This is a genomic window from Lysinibacillus sp. PWR01 (assembly GCF_043359455.1).
GTDB lineage: Bacteria > Bacillota > Bacilli > Bacillales_A > Planococcaceae > Lysinibacillus > Lysinibacillus fusiformis_F.
Window position 1 is genome coordinate 156,159 of sequence record NZ_JBHERJ010000073.1, and the last position, 13,680, is coordinate 169,838.

At 35.4% G+C, this 13,680-nt stretch carries 15 protein-coding genes and 2 pseudogenes; 3 read left to right on the forward strand and 14 right to left on the reverse strand.

Annotation, left to right across the window (positions count from 1 at the left end; translation table 11 throughout):
- Positions 1 to 54: 54 nt before the first annotated feature.
- From ACEVFT_RS15485 to ACEVFT_RS15510, 6 genes are all read right to left on the reverse strand, one after another.
- Positions 55 to 621 (reverse strand): TetR/AcrR family transcriptional regulator, encoded by a 567-nt coding sequence (locus ACEVFT_RS15485; protein ID WP_131520400.1) that lies wholly within the window; start codon positions 619 to 621, stop codon positions 55 to 57.
- A gap of 337 nt (positions 622 to 958) precedes the next feature.
- Positions 959 to 1,930: a serine hydrolase domain-containing protein gene (locus tag ACEVFT_RS15490; RefSeq protein ID WP_393950618.1), complete on the reverse strand. Its 972-nt coding sequence runs from the start codon at positions 1,928 to 1,930 to the stop codon at positions 959 to 961.
- 172 nt (positions 1,931 to 2,102) lie between these two features.
- On the reverse strand, positions 2,103 to 2,864 hold the full coding sequence (locus ACEVFT_RS15495) for a glycosyltransferase (protein WP_393950619.1): 762 nt from the start codon (positions 2,862 to 2,864) through the stop codon (positions 2,103 to 2,105).
- Positions 2,865 to 2,914: 50 nt separating this feature from the next.
- Entirely contained in the window at positions 2,915 to 3,475 is a 561-nt protein-coding gene (locus ACEVFT_RS15500; RefSeq protein ID WP_393950620.1) for a GNAT family N-acetyltransferase, read from the reverse strand.
- 87 nt (positions 3,476 to 3,562) lie between these two features.
- Positions 3,563 to 4,057 carry a DinB family protein gene (locus ACEVFT_RS15505; RefSeq protein ID WP_205443583.1) on the reverse strand — a complete coding sequence of 165 codons (495 nt, stop codon included), beginning with the start codon at positions 4,055 to 4,057 and terminating at the stop codon, positions 3,563 to 3,565.
- Positions 4,058 to 4,219: 162 nt separating this feature from the next.
- Entirely contained in the window at positions 4,220 to 4,780 is a 561-nt protein-coding gene (locus ACEVFT_RS15510) for a helix-turn-helix domain-containing protein (RefSeq protein ID WP_205443582.1), read from the reverse strand.
- Between the two features lie 153 nt (positions 4,781 to 4,933).
- Here ACEVFT_RS15510 and ACEVFT_RS15515 point away from each other — a divergent pair, with 153 nt between their 5' ends.
- Both ACEVFT_RS15515 and ACEVFT_RS15520 read left to right on the forward strand, forming a co-directional pair.
- Positions 4,934 to 6,406, forward strand: a complete 1,473-nt coding sequence (locus ACEVFT_RS15515) for an L-lactate permease (protein WP_393950742.1) — start codon at positions 4,934 to 4,936, stop codon at positions 6,404 to 6,406.
- A 152-nt stretch (positions 6,407 to 6,558) separates the two neighbouring features.
- The gene (locus ACEVFT_RS15520; protein ID WP_393950621.1) at positions 6,559 to 6,816 is read left to right on the forward strand and encodes a hypothetical protein; all 258 of its coding nucleotides are present in this window, start codon (positions 6,559 to 6,561) and stop codon (positions 6,814 to 6,816) included.
- A 145-nt stretch (positions 6,817 to 6,961) separates the two neighbouring features.
- On the opposite strand, the gene ACEVFT_RS15525 is transcribed toward ACEVFT_RS15520, so the two are convergent.
- The 6 genes and pseudogenes from ACEVFT_RS15525 to ACEVFT_RS15550 all read right to left on the reverse strand — a co-directional run.
- The gene (locus ACEVFT_RS15525) at positions 6,962 to 8,305 is read right to left on the reverse strand and encodes an NAD(P)-binding domain-containing protein (RefSeq protein ID WP_393950622.1); all 1,344 of its coding nucleotides are present in this window, start codon (positions 8,303 to 8,305) and stop codon (positions 6,962 to 6,964) included.
- Between the two features lie 103 nt (positions 8,306 to 8,408).
- Positions 8,409 to 8,817: pseudogene (gene arsC, locus ACEVFT_RS15530) on the reverse strand (arsenate reductase (thioredoxin)).
- 12 nt (positions 8,818 to 8,829) lie between these two features.
- Complete coding sequence (arsB, locus tag ACEVFT_RS15535; protein ID WP_393950623.1) at positions 8,830 to 9,885, reverse strand: ACR3 family arsenite efflux transporter; 1,056 nt, start codon at positions 9,883 to 9,885, stop codon at positions 8,830 to 8,832.
- Positions 9,878 to 10,204, reverse strand: coding sequence for an ArsR/SmtB family transcription factor (locus tag ACEVFT_RS15540; protein ID WP_393950624.1), 327 nt, complete (start codon positions 10,202 to 10,204; stop codon positions 9,878 to 9,880). Before ACEVFT_RS15540 ends, arsB begins: the two co-directional genes overlap by 8 nt.
- 255 nt (positions 10,205 to 10,459) lie before the next feature.
- Positions 10,460 to 11,056: a hypothetical protein gene (locus tag ACEVFT_RS15545; protein WP_393950625.1), complete on the reverse strand. Its 597-nt coding sequence runs from the start codon at positions 11,054 to 11,056 to the stop codon at positions 10,460 to 10,462.
- An 84-nt stretch (positions 11,057 to 11,140) separates the two neighbouring features.
- A pseudogene (locus ACEVFT_RS15550) lies at positions 11,141 to 11,374 on the reverse strand (cupin domain-containing protein); the annotation flags it as partial.
- Positions 11,375 to 11,529: 155 nt separating this feature from the next.
- On the opposite strand from ACEVFT_RS15550, the gene ACEVFT_RS15555 reads away from it, so the two are divergent.
- Positions 11,530 to 12,021, forward strand: coding sequence for a PaaI family thioesterase (locus tag ACEVFT_RS15555; RefSeq protein ID WP_205443577.1), 492 nt, complete (start codon positions 11,530 to 11,532; stop codon positions 12,019 to 12,021).
- Between the two features lie 153 nt (positions 12,022 to 12,174).
- Here ACEVFT_RS15555 and ACEVFT_RS15560 read toward each other — a convergent pair whose 3' ends face one another.
- Together ACEVFT_RS15560 and ACEVFT_RS15565 are read right to left on the reverse strand one after the other, a co-directional pair.
- Positions 12,175 to 13,107: a hypothetical protein gene (locus ACEVFT_RS15560; RefSeq protein ID WP_393950626.1), complete on the reverse strand. Its 933-nt coding sequence runs from the start codon at positions 13,105 to 13,107 to the stop codon at positions 12,175 to 12,177.
- A 133-nt stretch (positions 13,108 to 13,240) separates the two neighbouring features.
- Complete coding sequence (locus ACEVFT_RS15565) at positions 13,241 to 13,477, reverse strand: hypothetical protein (RefSeq protein ID WP_393950627.1); 237 nt, start codon at positions 13,475 to 13,477, stop codon at positions 13,241 to 13,243.
- Positions 13,478 to 13,680: the final 203 nt, after the last annotated feature.

Genomic DNA, 13,680 nt, shown 5'->3' on the forward strand with positions numbered 1-13,680 from the left:
AATCCTCCTAGTAGTACTATGTAGTACTAATTTGATGTAAAAAAAATGCTTCTTTTATCGAAGCAAGTTAAACAAATGATCTGCTGTTTTCATGATTACAGTTGCATCCTCCAGTGTTTCTGAAATAAATAGCGCTCCTTCAAGATTTGTAATAAAAAGAGATGCAACCTCGTCAATATTTATTGTCTTTCTAAATTCACCATTCTCTACCCCTTGTTTAAGGAATAGAGAAACTTTCGTTTGTAAGCCTTTAAAAAAAAGACCTATTTTTTCTTTTACTTTTGTGGCATTTGTAGGACTTTGAATATAAAGCGTAATAAATGGACAGCTCCCCTTATATTCTCTGGTCTGAACTCCTTGTGATATTTGCTTTAAAAACAATTGGATACGATCTTCAACTAATAATTGGTTTTGAGATAGTAAGTCCTCTATTGCAGATTGATACATTTCAATCCAATAATCAACGACCCCTTCCAACAATTCTTCCTTATTAGAGAAGTGATAATACACATTAGACTTTGAAACTTTGCTTACACGAACTAATTCATCCATACTTGTATAAGCAAACCCTTTTTCTAAAAATAATGTTGCAGCTACTTCAATCACACGTTTTTGATTCATTAATTTTACTTTTGTCATAATTAGTACTATACAGTACTAAAATGGGTGTTGCAAGTATTATTGTTAGTTTAATAAAAAATTGATCAAAAAAGCTATACCTTAATTGGTTATACTGCTAAAAATTAATCTCATTTTGAACAAAGTTGAACAGAACCCCAAAACTGTTTTGGATGGCTTGTAATTTTTCACTTGTGTTATTTTTGTAGTCAATAAAGGAGATGCTTTTATGCCCATTAAAGATGATTTGCAAAATTGATTCATTAATACCCTTCATTCAATATAAAAACTCCATTTTGATTGATGCTGATCAAAATGGAGTTTTTATTATCCCTAGCTATTATTCAAACAATGGCATCATATGTTTTCTAATCAATTCAACACGATTCTTGGCACGTGGCATAAAGCGCGAAGCAATCGAAATGACCATCTTCTTTTGAGGATTTATGAAAATTACATTTCCACCATCCCCCAAAGCTGCATAGCAATCATCAAGTATCCACCACAAATAACCATAGGACAGCTCTCCTGATCGACTTTGTACTTTTGTGCTGTTCTCTATCCATTGAGAAGAAAGAATTTGGCGACCGTTCCATACACCCCCATTTAAATAGAGCTGACCTATTTTGGCCATATCCCGGGTCGTTAACGTAAGTCCCCAACCAGCGGTATTTACTTCCTTAGGATCTACTATCCAGCCAGTGACATATTTATCCTTCAGAAAAGCGAAATAGTCTTCTTTATTTTGTATAGTTGTATTAGTGGGAGCTTTGATTGCAAGAGGTTTAAACAGACTCTCTGTAGCGAAATCAAGAACAGATTGACCAGTGGCATTTGTAAGAACACCTGATAAAATATGTGTGCCAACGGTAGAATAGTTAAATTCCCCAATACTACCTTTGCCCCCTAACAAATCCAATGCAGCTTTTACCCAGTCATCACTTGTATATACTTTCGTATATGGCTCTGATTTGTATTTATAAGGTGCAGTCATTGACAATAAATTGGCTATAGTGATATTTTGAATGGTTTTTTCGCCACGCTTCACTGTGTAATTCGGAAAAAAATCTAATACATGCTGTTCTATATTTTTCATATATCCTTTATCGATTGCCATACCAATAAGAATGGATATGATACTTTTAGTGACAGATGCTATATGCAAAGCATCATCTTGGGTGTACCCATCAAAATATTTTTCGTAAATTAGATGATTATCTTTTCTAATAGCAATGCCTGCTATATTGGAATACTCTTTTTTTATTAAATCTTCAAAGCTATTCATCATTCTGACTGTTTGGGATTGACACATTGACGTCAACTATATCAATCCATTCCTTTCGCTAAAATGATTGATCAATATTGATGAATAAAGAATAATTTATTATAAAAAATTATTCAATTCTTTTCTTTAATCTAGCTAGTGTGATTGCATCGTAATAAAAAAACGTTAATCCTTGTTCGATTAACGTCACGGTTTCTTTTTATCTATCTTCATTTTCATAATAGGCTTCATCCGCATATTTCTGATCTGTTCCTTTAAGATAAGCTAGGATCATTTTAGGACGTTTAAGCAAAACCCAGTCGCCATGCTTATCAAATTTTCTGCTTGAAGTGATCATTCCATTTTGAATCGTTCCGTATTTTTTCCCGTTCTTTTTTCCCAAATCTTTTAATCGTCTAGCGAAATCGGCATCTTCTGCCATCAGCATATTTTCATTAAATCCCTTAATCGCTTGAAAATCCTTTTTGTAGCACCAAAAGATTCCCACAGAAATTGCGCCATATTTAAAGAAGAGTGGCCCAATCAATAATAAAGCTGAAACAAAAATTCCTAAGGACATTCTTTCAAACTTCCCTGTAACGCCACCGCCAATATATTTTCCTGTGATTAAGTTCTCCTTTGCCTTTGACAGCACATGCTCGTTCATCTGCGTATCTGCATCGATTGTAACGATGATTTCCCCTCTTGCTATGTCAACACCAGCGTTCCTAATCTTAGAAAGGTTTTTATCGCTATTCTTTAATAGGATACAATTATACGATTTTGCAATTTCCTCTGTTTTGTCTGTACATCGATTTAAGACAACAATAATTTCCACTTGATTTTCAAATGATGTGGAAGCTTTTAAAATAGATTCTAAGCATTTTCCAATGTATTTTTCTTCATTATGGGCTGGTATGACAATTGAAATTTTTATATCCTCTTTCTTTTGCACTTCTAAAGAGTTCTCCATTTCGTACATACAGCTCCTCCCTTTTAAATGGGAAAAATTTTTGACGCTTTTTTAATTCATTAGAATGGCTTGTCTTCTGCGTTTATAAAATAAACTAATTGGTCAGTCCACTTGTCGTCCTCGTATATGAATGCTTTCCTCGTACATTCATAAAGCATTCCAACACTTTCTGCCAATTTTATAGATGCCGTATTGTCGAGGTTTATATGAGCTTCTATTCGATGATAATTTAATTTTTCAAATGCTAGATCAATCGCTGCTTTTACAGCCTCTTTACCATAACCTTTTCTCCAAAAATGGTTATGAATTGTATACCCGAACCTAGCCCATTGAAATTCTTCCCTCATAATTGTTGAAAAGTCCACGAAACCAATGCGTGTATTATCTGTTTTTCTGAATACGCCAAATACATATACCTTGTCATCCTCAGCCATCTGATGATGTTTCGTAACTAAATCACAAAACCATTCTTTCGTACAGATGCTCATATCTAATTTACCCTCATCGTATTTATGCTGAGAAGGTAAACGGTTTTCATATTGCGTAAGCCAAGAAGAATAATCTTCCACCTCCATTAATCGAATAATTAATCGTTCTGTCTTCGTCATTATCTTATTCAATCGAACACCTCACATATCAATACTTTATTTCCAAATGATAAACAATTGTTTTCACCCTTGTTTCTATCGATTCGTGGATGTAGGTTACTAGGCTTCCTCGTCTGCAGAGGGCCCGTAGATGCCTGGAACTGGGATATCGAGAAGTCGCAAGTATACCCCAAGCTGCGCTCGATGATGGATCATGTGGCTTAATCCGAAGGTGCGGAACGCAATTGCTCGGGGCTCACGGCGAATGATATGGTCACCATGACGTAGCGTCCATTCTTCGCCTAGCATTTTTTCATCACATTCGGCAAGTATCTTTTCCAACTTGCCGACATTTGCTTCAAACTCTCCCAGAATATCAGCGCATTTTTCTAATGGCTCCCGTCGCAACGGCACAGTCGAAAGATCAAACTCCTGGTATTGTAAAATCGCAATTTGCCAGTTGAGCAGATTGATTAGGTGTGTGGCCAGACCTCCGAGTGTCATCGATTTCTCATGTGGTCTCCATGTCATATGCTCGTCAGGCAAGCGTTCCAGCATGCGACGCGTAGAAGCCCATTCTTGTGTTGTGTCCCCAATCATTAATTGTTTAACCATAAAATCCCTCTCCTCTCTTTTAATCAGCATACTATAAATTCCAGTCAAGGGGAAAGCTCTCAGATGAATAGACATGATTTTGGGCTATTTTTATCTAAATACAAAAATCCAGTCATTTAGAAACAATGATTGGATGTTGAAAAACAGCAACGAATAGTTCTCTTACTTCTTACTTTGGCTTGAATCAATAACTAAAAAATAATGGCATTCCTCATTCAAAACATTAATAAATCGATGTTCTGTATCGGCTTCAAAAAAGAAAGAATCCCCCTCATATAATTCTTCGTTATAAAGACCTTTGCCTAGTTCAACCTTTAAAGTCCCTTTTTCTACATATATGTACTCTTTCACGCCTGATTGATGTGCCGGAAAAATGCCTGATTCTGAAAGAGGTGGCATCACGTTTTTCACAAATTCAATTCCTCTTGACGGAAAAGAAGGTGACAATAAATGTCTTTGAAAACCAGAGTTTTCATCATGGTACACAGGTCTATTTTCTTTTCTTATAACAATGGTTTCTCTCTTCTCTTGCTGATCTAATAGGGCTGATAAAGTAGTATTTAAAGCTTCGGCAATCTGACAAGCTACTGAAATAGTTGGGTTTTTTTCACCACGTTCTATTTGAGATAGCATGGACGTACTTACGTTACTCAACGCAGAAAGCTCCTGCAAACTCAGGCCTTTTTCTTTTCTTATTAAATTTACTTGTTTTCCAAATTCCATTTGTATTTCTCCATTCTTCTATTAGGAATTATAAAAAAATTCAAAAAACACTTCCCTTTTAAGGATTTTAACGTAAAATAATACACTATAGAATAATCGTTTACGCTATAGTATAAAATTTGTTATTCAGTAGGAGTGATTTAATTGTTGAAAGTGCTACTTGCTTTGCTACCTTTAATCAGTATTATGTTTATGATTTTCGTTTTAAAAAAATCTTCCATCTTCACTGGAATAGTTGCCTGTATGTTAACGGCAGCAATTGCTCTTTCCCCTATTTTTAATAGTAACATAATGAATTTAACCGAACCTATTATAAAAAGCTTTCTTACTACGTCAATTATTGCTTATATTTTATTTTTCGGTATTTTTTTATTTCATTTAATGGATAAAGCAGGTGCAATTAATGGCATAGCTTCTTCTATTACGAAAGCGACTAATGATAAAATTTATCAAATTCTCATTTTAGCATTGGGATTATCGCCTTTAATTGAATCTGTTAGTGGCTTTGGTTTAGCAGTCATTGTCATAGCTCCTTTACTAATTGCTTTAGGGTTTAGTCCGATTCAGTCTTCCCTTATTGCGTTAGTTAGTTTATGTATTATTCCCTGGGGAACGCTTGCCATGGGAACAATAATTGGCGCAACCTTAGGTAATGTAGAGCTTGACAAGATGGGAATGGGAAGTGCCTTGATGTGTGTTCCCATTTATATTTATTATGCATTAGTAGTGGTTTACATAGGTGCAGGGCTAAGTGCTTTGAAAAAAAGACTATTCACAATCCTATTTGTGGGTTTTCTGTTAGGGGCTTCAGTTTGGTTATGTAATCGATTTGTTAGTGTGGAGCTTGCTGGATTGTTTGGATCTTTAGCAGTCATTTCCGTTCTATTTTTAATGATTAAACAGCAAAATAAAAAAACGTCTAGCACGTCTAAATTAGAAAAAGAATCGAATAGCATTAAAAATATAATGCCGTATCTGCTTTTAATAGTACTTTTATTTATATCAAGAATTGTCATACCTCTTAAAGAGTATTTATCCAATACATGGATATTAACTATTGAAAAATATAATTTCGAATTATCAATTTTATATTCGCCTGGTTTTTTTCTATTTATCGTTTGTATTTTCACGATCTTCTTTTATCGACTACAAGCATTCGAAATAAGAGAAAGTAGTATTTCAACTTTTAGAAAATGTTATCCGGTTATACTGACAACCTTTTTGTATGTAGTTGTTTCAGAAATCATGTCTGAGGCAAAAATGATTCAGTTACTATCTTTACTAGCTGCACAATCCTTTGGGCAATTTTATGTATTTATTTCTCCATTAGTCGGTGCAATTGGTGGCTTTTTAACTGGAAGTAACACGGCTTCCAATACAATGTTTATTAGATTACAAACAGAAACAGCCCTTCATATAGGTATGTCACCTATCCTAGTAGCGTGTGCTCAAAATGTAAGTTCTTCTTTGATGACTATGGTCAATCCATCAAGAGTAGCCTTAAGCTGTTCGGTTTGTAAAATAAGGTCACACGAAAATGAAATTCAAAAAAAGATGCTTTTTGTTGGTATAGGTACTCTAGCTATTATTTTAATTGAATTATTACTTCTTTTTATATTCCAATAAATTAATGGCTTTTAACAGGTTGGTTTTGCTGTTTGAAGAAGTGTTCATAAGGGAATATGCTAGATTGAATAAAAAGGGGTGAAAATAAAAATAATTTTGTTGTTAATGATTTTTTAGGGGTAGTTGCTTGTAACGATCAGAAAGAAGCATCAATGGTTATTGAAATTCAAGAATTAATGAATTTCGATGACGTACAACCCGATACCTTACAACAAATCTCTGATGTGAAGGATATGAAAGTTATAGAGAAACCATTTAAAAAAGCTAGAGAATTTGGTGAAGTCGATAACGAAATTGCTCCGCAGGATAAGATTAAACTCTATGATGATGAATACTATTTATGGATAGACAATACAGTCACTGTGACAATAGCAAATGTAAACAGTAGAATATGTTTTACAATATCCTAGCTACCGATGAATTTAAAGAGGCCATTAATTATCAAGAACAAAATAAATGATTTCTATTAAATCTTCTTCCTAAAAAACAACAATCTGTTTTTCGTACAGATTGTTGTTTTTTAAGAGCCTTAGGCTACGTAATAAACGCTAATTTTTAACAACATGAATTAGTAAGACTAAGTCCACATACGCCTGTTTCGGGTAACTCTAATTCCACACGCTTTGAAGCCTCTTCATTCCCTGATAAAAAGGCTATTACTGAACGAACTTGCTCATAGCCAGTTGCCATTAAAAAGGTTGGTGCACGTCCATAGCTTTTTGCACCGACTATATAAAAGTCCTTTTCAGGTTGCCTTAGTATTTCTTCGCCATGCGCTCTAACTGTGCCACAACTATGCACATTCGGATCGATTAGTGGTGCTAATGCATACACACTTTCTGTTGCTGAATCAATAGAAAGGCGTAGTTCGCTATTAATAGTAAGGTCTGGGCGGCTTCCTGCATTGACAATAAGCTCTTCAAATCCTGTTAATACATTCTGCTCTCCATGTATCGTACCAATGATACTGATGTTGTCATCTTTCTTCACCTGTGAAATATAGAAAGGTGTGATTACCTCTACTTTTCCTGTATCTACTAATTCGTGAATACGTATACCGAGTGCTCCACGTGCTGCCAACTCGTCTTTTTCTTCGCCACCATAGGCTTCTTCTACAGATTTTTTACGCATAATCCATACTAGCTTTGTTGAAGGATTTTCCTTTTGTAAATCAGCTAAAGTTAATAAGGTGTTGATCGCTGAATGGCCACCACCAATAACTGCAATCTTTTTATTGGCATATCTCGCAGTATTTCTAGCTATATCTGGAATTCCATATTCAATGTGCTCGACTAATGCTTGCTCAGATTGCAGCCAAACGCCTGTAGAAGTTGCTGGATTTGGATTCCCCCACGTTCCCGTTGCATCAATAACTGCTCTCGCCTCCATAATATGAATGTCATGGTTTTGTTCAACATAAATCTTAAAGGGTTGATCAGCTCTGTTTTTTGATTTCATCTTGTCATTTACTTCGCGTGAAATTCCCACTACTCTCGCTTTCAAGTGAATGTTGGGCTTAATTTGTATTAGCTCAGACAAAGGTTTTAAATATAGATCAATCAATTCATGTCCTGTCGGTAATGTATCTAGATTAGGTTCTATCCAACCAGAGCTATCTAATAAAGCTTTAGCAGCTTTGTTGATGTTATATCGCCATGGTGAAAATAATTGGACATGTCCCCAAGTACGAATATTGTGTGCTATTTCATGCCCTGCCTCTAGTAAAAAAAATGCTTGCTTTTGTTCCACTAAATGCGCTGCCGCAGCTAATCCAATTGGACCTGCACCAATAATGGCAATGGGTAAAGCCTTTCCTACATTACTAACACTCTCGGTTGCCTCAACATTCTTTGCTGAACCGCAACAGCCATTTTGATTTACTATTTTAAATGTTTTCATAGATTATCCCTTCTCCTCTTTAAATTAGTATATAATTATTTCCTTATATTAAGGATGCTTTTTTTGCCTAGCAATAAGCTAGACGTAATTATTTTTTTGGATACTACAGTTCCTCAGTAATGAATTTTTCTATACGTCTACCAATCTGATCACGTACGTTTTGGATGATAGCCCACCTCTCATCTTCAGTACCTTTCGCTTTCGCTGGATCTTCAAAGCCCCAATGTTCATGACGAACGTGAGGTGGTGTCGTTGGGCATTTATCAGCTGCATCACCGCATAGCGTGACAACGAATGTTGCGTTGTTTAATAGCTCAACATTAATTAAATCTGATGTTATCAATCCCTAACTCTGCCATTGCTTGAATGGCATTCAGATTGACGTCATGCGCTTCTATTCCTGCACTTTTAACTATCCAATCAATAGACAGTAATTTTTTTGCCCAGCCTTCAGCCATCTGACTACAGCATGAGTTCCCCACACACAAGAAATATAGTGTATTTTTCATCATACTAGCTCCTTATCAGTTAATGGTTTTAAAGTACTTTTTCTGCCAACGTAATGCAACCCATACAAGTCCTATAAGTACAGGTACTTCTACAAGTGGACCAATAACAGCGGCAAATGCCACGCCACTATGCAGGCCAAACACACCAACTGCCACCGCAATGGCTAGCTCAAAGTTGTTACTTGCAGCTGTAAAAGAAAGAGCGGCTGTGACAGGATAAGATGCACCTGCTTTACGTGAAGAGAAGAATGAAACAGCAAACATCACTACAAAGTAAATAAATAAAGGAATAGCTATTCGTACTACATCGAGTGGTAGTTCAACTATTTGCTCACCTTTTAAGGCAAACATCATCACAATCGTAAATAACAGTGCAATTAAAGTCAGTGGTGAAATCTTCGGCAAGAACTTTTCCTCATACCACTGTTTCCCTTTTGCTTTAATCCCTATCCAACGTGTGAGGAACCCTGCAGCAAAAGGTATACCTAAGAAAATAAGTACGCTTTTAGTAATTTCCCACATGGAAATAGATACTTCGAAATTCTCTAAACCAAACCATTCAGGTAATATATTTAAGAAAAAGTAAGAAAAAATTGAATACGTTACGATTTGAAAGATGGAGTTAAAGGCAACTAACCCAGCTACATATTCACGGTCTCCACGTGCTAAATCATTCCATACAATGACCATTGCAATACAGCGAGCTAAACCAATCATAATAAGTCCAGCCATATATTCTGGATAATCGTGTAGGAAGATGATGGCTAAAAAGAACATTAAGAACGGTCCGAGTAACCAGTTTTGATAAAGGGATAGCAAAAGCACTTTCCAATCCTTAAAGACCCGCCACATTTCCTCATATTTTACTTTCGCTAATGGTGGATACATCATGACAATTAACCCGATTGCAATTGGTATGGACGTTGTGCCAATAGACATGGACTCTAAAGCTTCACCAACATTAGGCATGGTGATACTTAATACAACACCTATTCCCATCGCAACGAATATCCAAAGGGTGAGGTAACGATCTAGAAAAGAAAGCTGCTTGGTTAAAGAATCATTACTCATGATCAGTTCCCCTTACATCGCAACAATCTGTGCCACAGCTACACCCGTTTAAAGGTTGAATTTGTGCTAAAATGCCCTTCATCAATGGCGTTTGCTCCTCTACTAAACGATAATGTTTCCAAGTCCCTACTTTTCGTTCCGTAATAATGCCAGCCTCCTTTAATTTTCGTAGATGTTGACTAACTGCTGGTTGTGATATGCCTAGCACATCCACAAAATCACATACACATACCTCCCCATTTTTCATACATGCAAGCAATTTAATGCGATTTAAATCAGCTGCTGCTTTTAATTGTTTTTCAATTAGTGTGTTTTCCATTTATCTCCACTCCTTATATAATTATTTTCTTATATTTTGTTTATAATAAAATCACCTAGATGAAAGGTAAATTAATCACTATATAACTATATTCTTATATTATGATTTTATGTTCTGAATTACAACACTTTTATCCATTTCAAAAAAATTAGTAAAGTCATGCAGACGATACAAATACAAAAATTTCAAGCTAGTCAACGGCAAAATACCGTCAACTAGCTACAAATTAATTGTTTCTTGGCGTATCGGATGGGATCAACGGATATAGAGCCCTTCAGTATTAGCTATCTTTTCCAATAAATCAAGATTATGTTGGCTATAGATCAAAAAGGCTAATCCGTTCCCACTAAAGACAATATTCTCCTCAAGTATAATGAAATGTATATAGAGATGGTCCGAAACAGCTAATTTAATGAGCGAAATTAACATAGAGTACTCATCAATGTTTAATAAAATTCCTTCTGTAAGATCTTTAGGTATAATTTGATTCCACTCATTCTCGTAGATTTTATAATACAATTGATCCTTATATAAAGGTTCTGGTAAATAATAAAATGCATAAAATTCAGATGATCTTAACCAGATTAATTCAAAAAATCTCTCAAATTTTTCTAGGCTTTTTTGATATGCATGATAATTCTGCGTTTTTTGTTGGAAATCGATCATCTCTAATTTATCGAAGAATATTTCTACTTGACTATATTTTTCATTACTTTTTATCTGATAAGGGAAAATATCAAGTATTTTGGGACTCTCATAATCATACAGTTGTTCTAGTAATTGCTCTAATTTTTTACTGTCTCTATTTGTTGCTTCCTTACAAATACAATCGATTATATTTCCTAATGACATACCTTTTGTCTCCTTCTATTACTACTTCAGCGCGGTAAAAGAAAAACGTAACGAATTAAGTAGTAATCCGTTACGTTTTTCTTTTTATAGTTTAGTATACCATTCATCCAATGCTGGTTCTAGCCATTCTGTTTCACCAAGTGTCATGGCTAAATGAACAAACCAGCTTTCTTTTGTCGCACCATGCCAGCGTTTTACATTCGGTGGAATATTCACGACATCTCCCGTTTTTAAAAGCTGTGCCGACTTCCCTTCTTCTTGATACCAGCCCTCCCCACCTGTCACTAATAAAATTTGTCCAACTTTATGGGAGTGCCAAACCGAGTTTTCTTCATAGTTATGCTTCTAGTTTAAATAATTTAAAATAGATAGAATATTTAGAATTTTGTTGATGGAATGGAAATAATTAATTATACTTAAATGATTAACGCTCGTTTAGAAACAGATAATACTAGAGTATTGGGGAGAGCAAAATGGAAGAATTAAGCGTAGAAAGAGCAATACAAGATATTTATCCAGATGACATCGCTTGGTGTTATGGGTGTGGCCGACTGAATGATGATGGTCATCATCTGCGCACGGGTTGGCAAGGAGAAAAGACGATCACCATCTATACACCTGAATCAAAATATATGGGTATTCCAGGATTTATTTACGGTGGTTTAATTGCTTCATTAATTGATTGCCATGGAACAGGGTCAGCTGCGCTTGCATTGCATCGTAAAAATGGACATGAAATTGGTGATGGAGCGGAGCCACCTCGATTTGTAACGGCTAACCTTAATGTAGATTTCCTCAAGCCAACACCACAACATGTTCCATTAAAAGCAATTGGGACTGTTGAAGAAATTCATCCGAAAAAATGGAAGGTTGAAACCGAAGTTTACGCTCAGGATACGCTTTGTGCTCGCGGTACAGTAGTTCTTGTCGTAATGCCTAGTACTTTTCTAAATAAAAATGATTAGCCCTTCTCAAAATAAAACAAGTTAGCCTTTAACAAAGGTTAACTTGTTTTTAAGCTTACTACTATCTTTCTTCCTGCATTTAGGTCTCTATAGACAGACCGAATCCAATTTTAATGTAATCTCTTCTTCTCCATAACTTACAAATTCAACTGTTTAAGCAAGATTGAATTGGCTTTGTTTCTCATAAACCCAAGCTGCCATTGCATTTATATCGTCGAATCCAAATTGACCCATTCCCCAAAAAGGTGTCATGACGGCTAATTGTCTGTGACCATCATCTCGTATTCTTTGACCTATACTAAAAGGCTTAGGCTTCTGGCTAGGGTCCATTCGTGTAGAAAAGCTAGCAGGCACTAAGCCTGTATTATAAGGAGCAAACTGGAACCCTAACACATCTTCAAAATGCTTTTGTAATTTAAATTTTCCCCTTTGTATGCCTACATAAACGAAACTAATATTTAATGGCAACGTATCATACATATTTTTAATAATATTTATTCGAGTTGTGTCTTGAGTATCATAATATTTATAATAGGATTTCAAATCGTCAAACTTTCCAGAAACTATATAGGGAAAATCATTTTTACTTCTTTTTGGTAGAGGGTACCAATCAAACATTGCGGTTGCTCCGTCTTTAGTATGTAAGGGATACGAAGAATAGTCTGTATTACTTTGAAATAAATCCAGAGTAGAGAAATCCATATTTGTTTCCAGTAGCTTAGCTAAACGAATTTGCATTCTCATGGTTGGGTAAATTTTTCTATCAACTTCCCAGCTTATAGGGATTCCTCTATTTTCTAAACTACTATTGATGGCTGTCAGGAGCGCAGGTGAATCTTCAATATCTGTTACATACCATCCGTTTCTATAATCCTGTTCAGCATCGATGTAATGCACATAATGATTGTGCTTCGTTAAAAAATTTAGTCTGCCCTCTAGGTTTTCTTGATAACCAAAACGCCCTAATCCTTCCTCCATCCCAACAAAAACATAATTAGCATTCTTTAAATTCCCATACTGAAAAGAGGTTTCAAATACCTCCAGCTCATCTTCTGTTAAAGAGTATTTTTCATTCTTCCTATTCATTTTTTATCCTCACTATCTTAATAGAATAAACTCTTCTCCTTAAATAACAAAATAAAGAAGAGCACATATCATTCGTACTAATATATGTGCTCTTCTATTCATTCATTAAAGCGTTTTTAATGGATTTACAAAATCATGGAACGGTATTACTAATAACTGTCACAAAGCCATTTCTCGCAGCAGTTCCCATTAACGGAAAAATGGCATCACTATCTGTTTTGTTAAACACATGCCATTGGTCAACCGTTGCATCATAAATCAAAACGTCTGGCTTTCCAGTCAAAGGTTTGTCTGAGGATTGTACCAATGAATAGAGATCAAAATGAGCTATGCTGCTGCCTTCTTGATTGAGGAAATCATATTGGCCCATTTTATAATAACCTCCAATCACGGTGCTGTGGACAGACCATGTGAAGTTTGCCGGCTGTTCGACCTTACTGCCTTTGTTTTTTATAAAAGTATGGTGCATTTCTTCCATAAGAACCCTAACATTTCCTTCTGCTATTATAAATGACAACAAAAAAATCCTGCATCTTCGCAGGATTTTTAAGCAATCTTTATGAAGTTTCTATT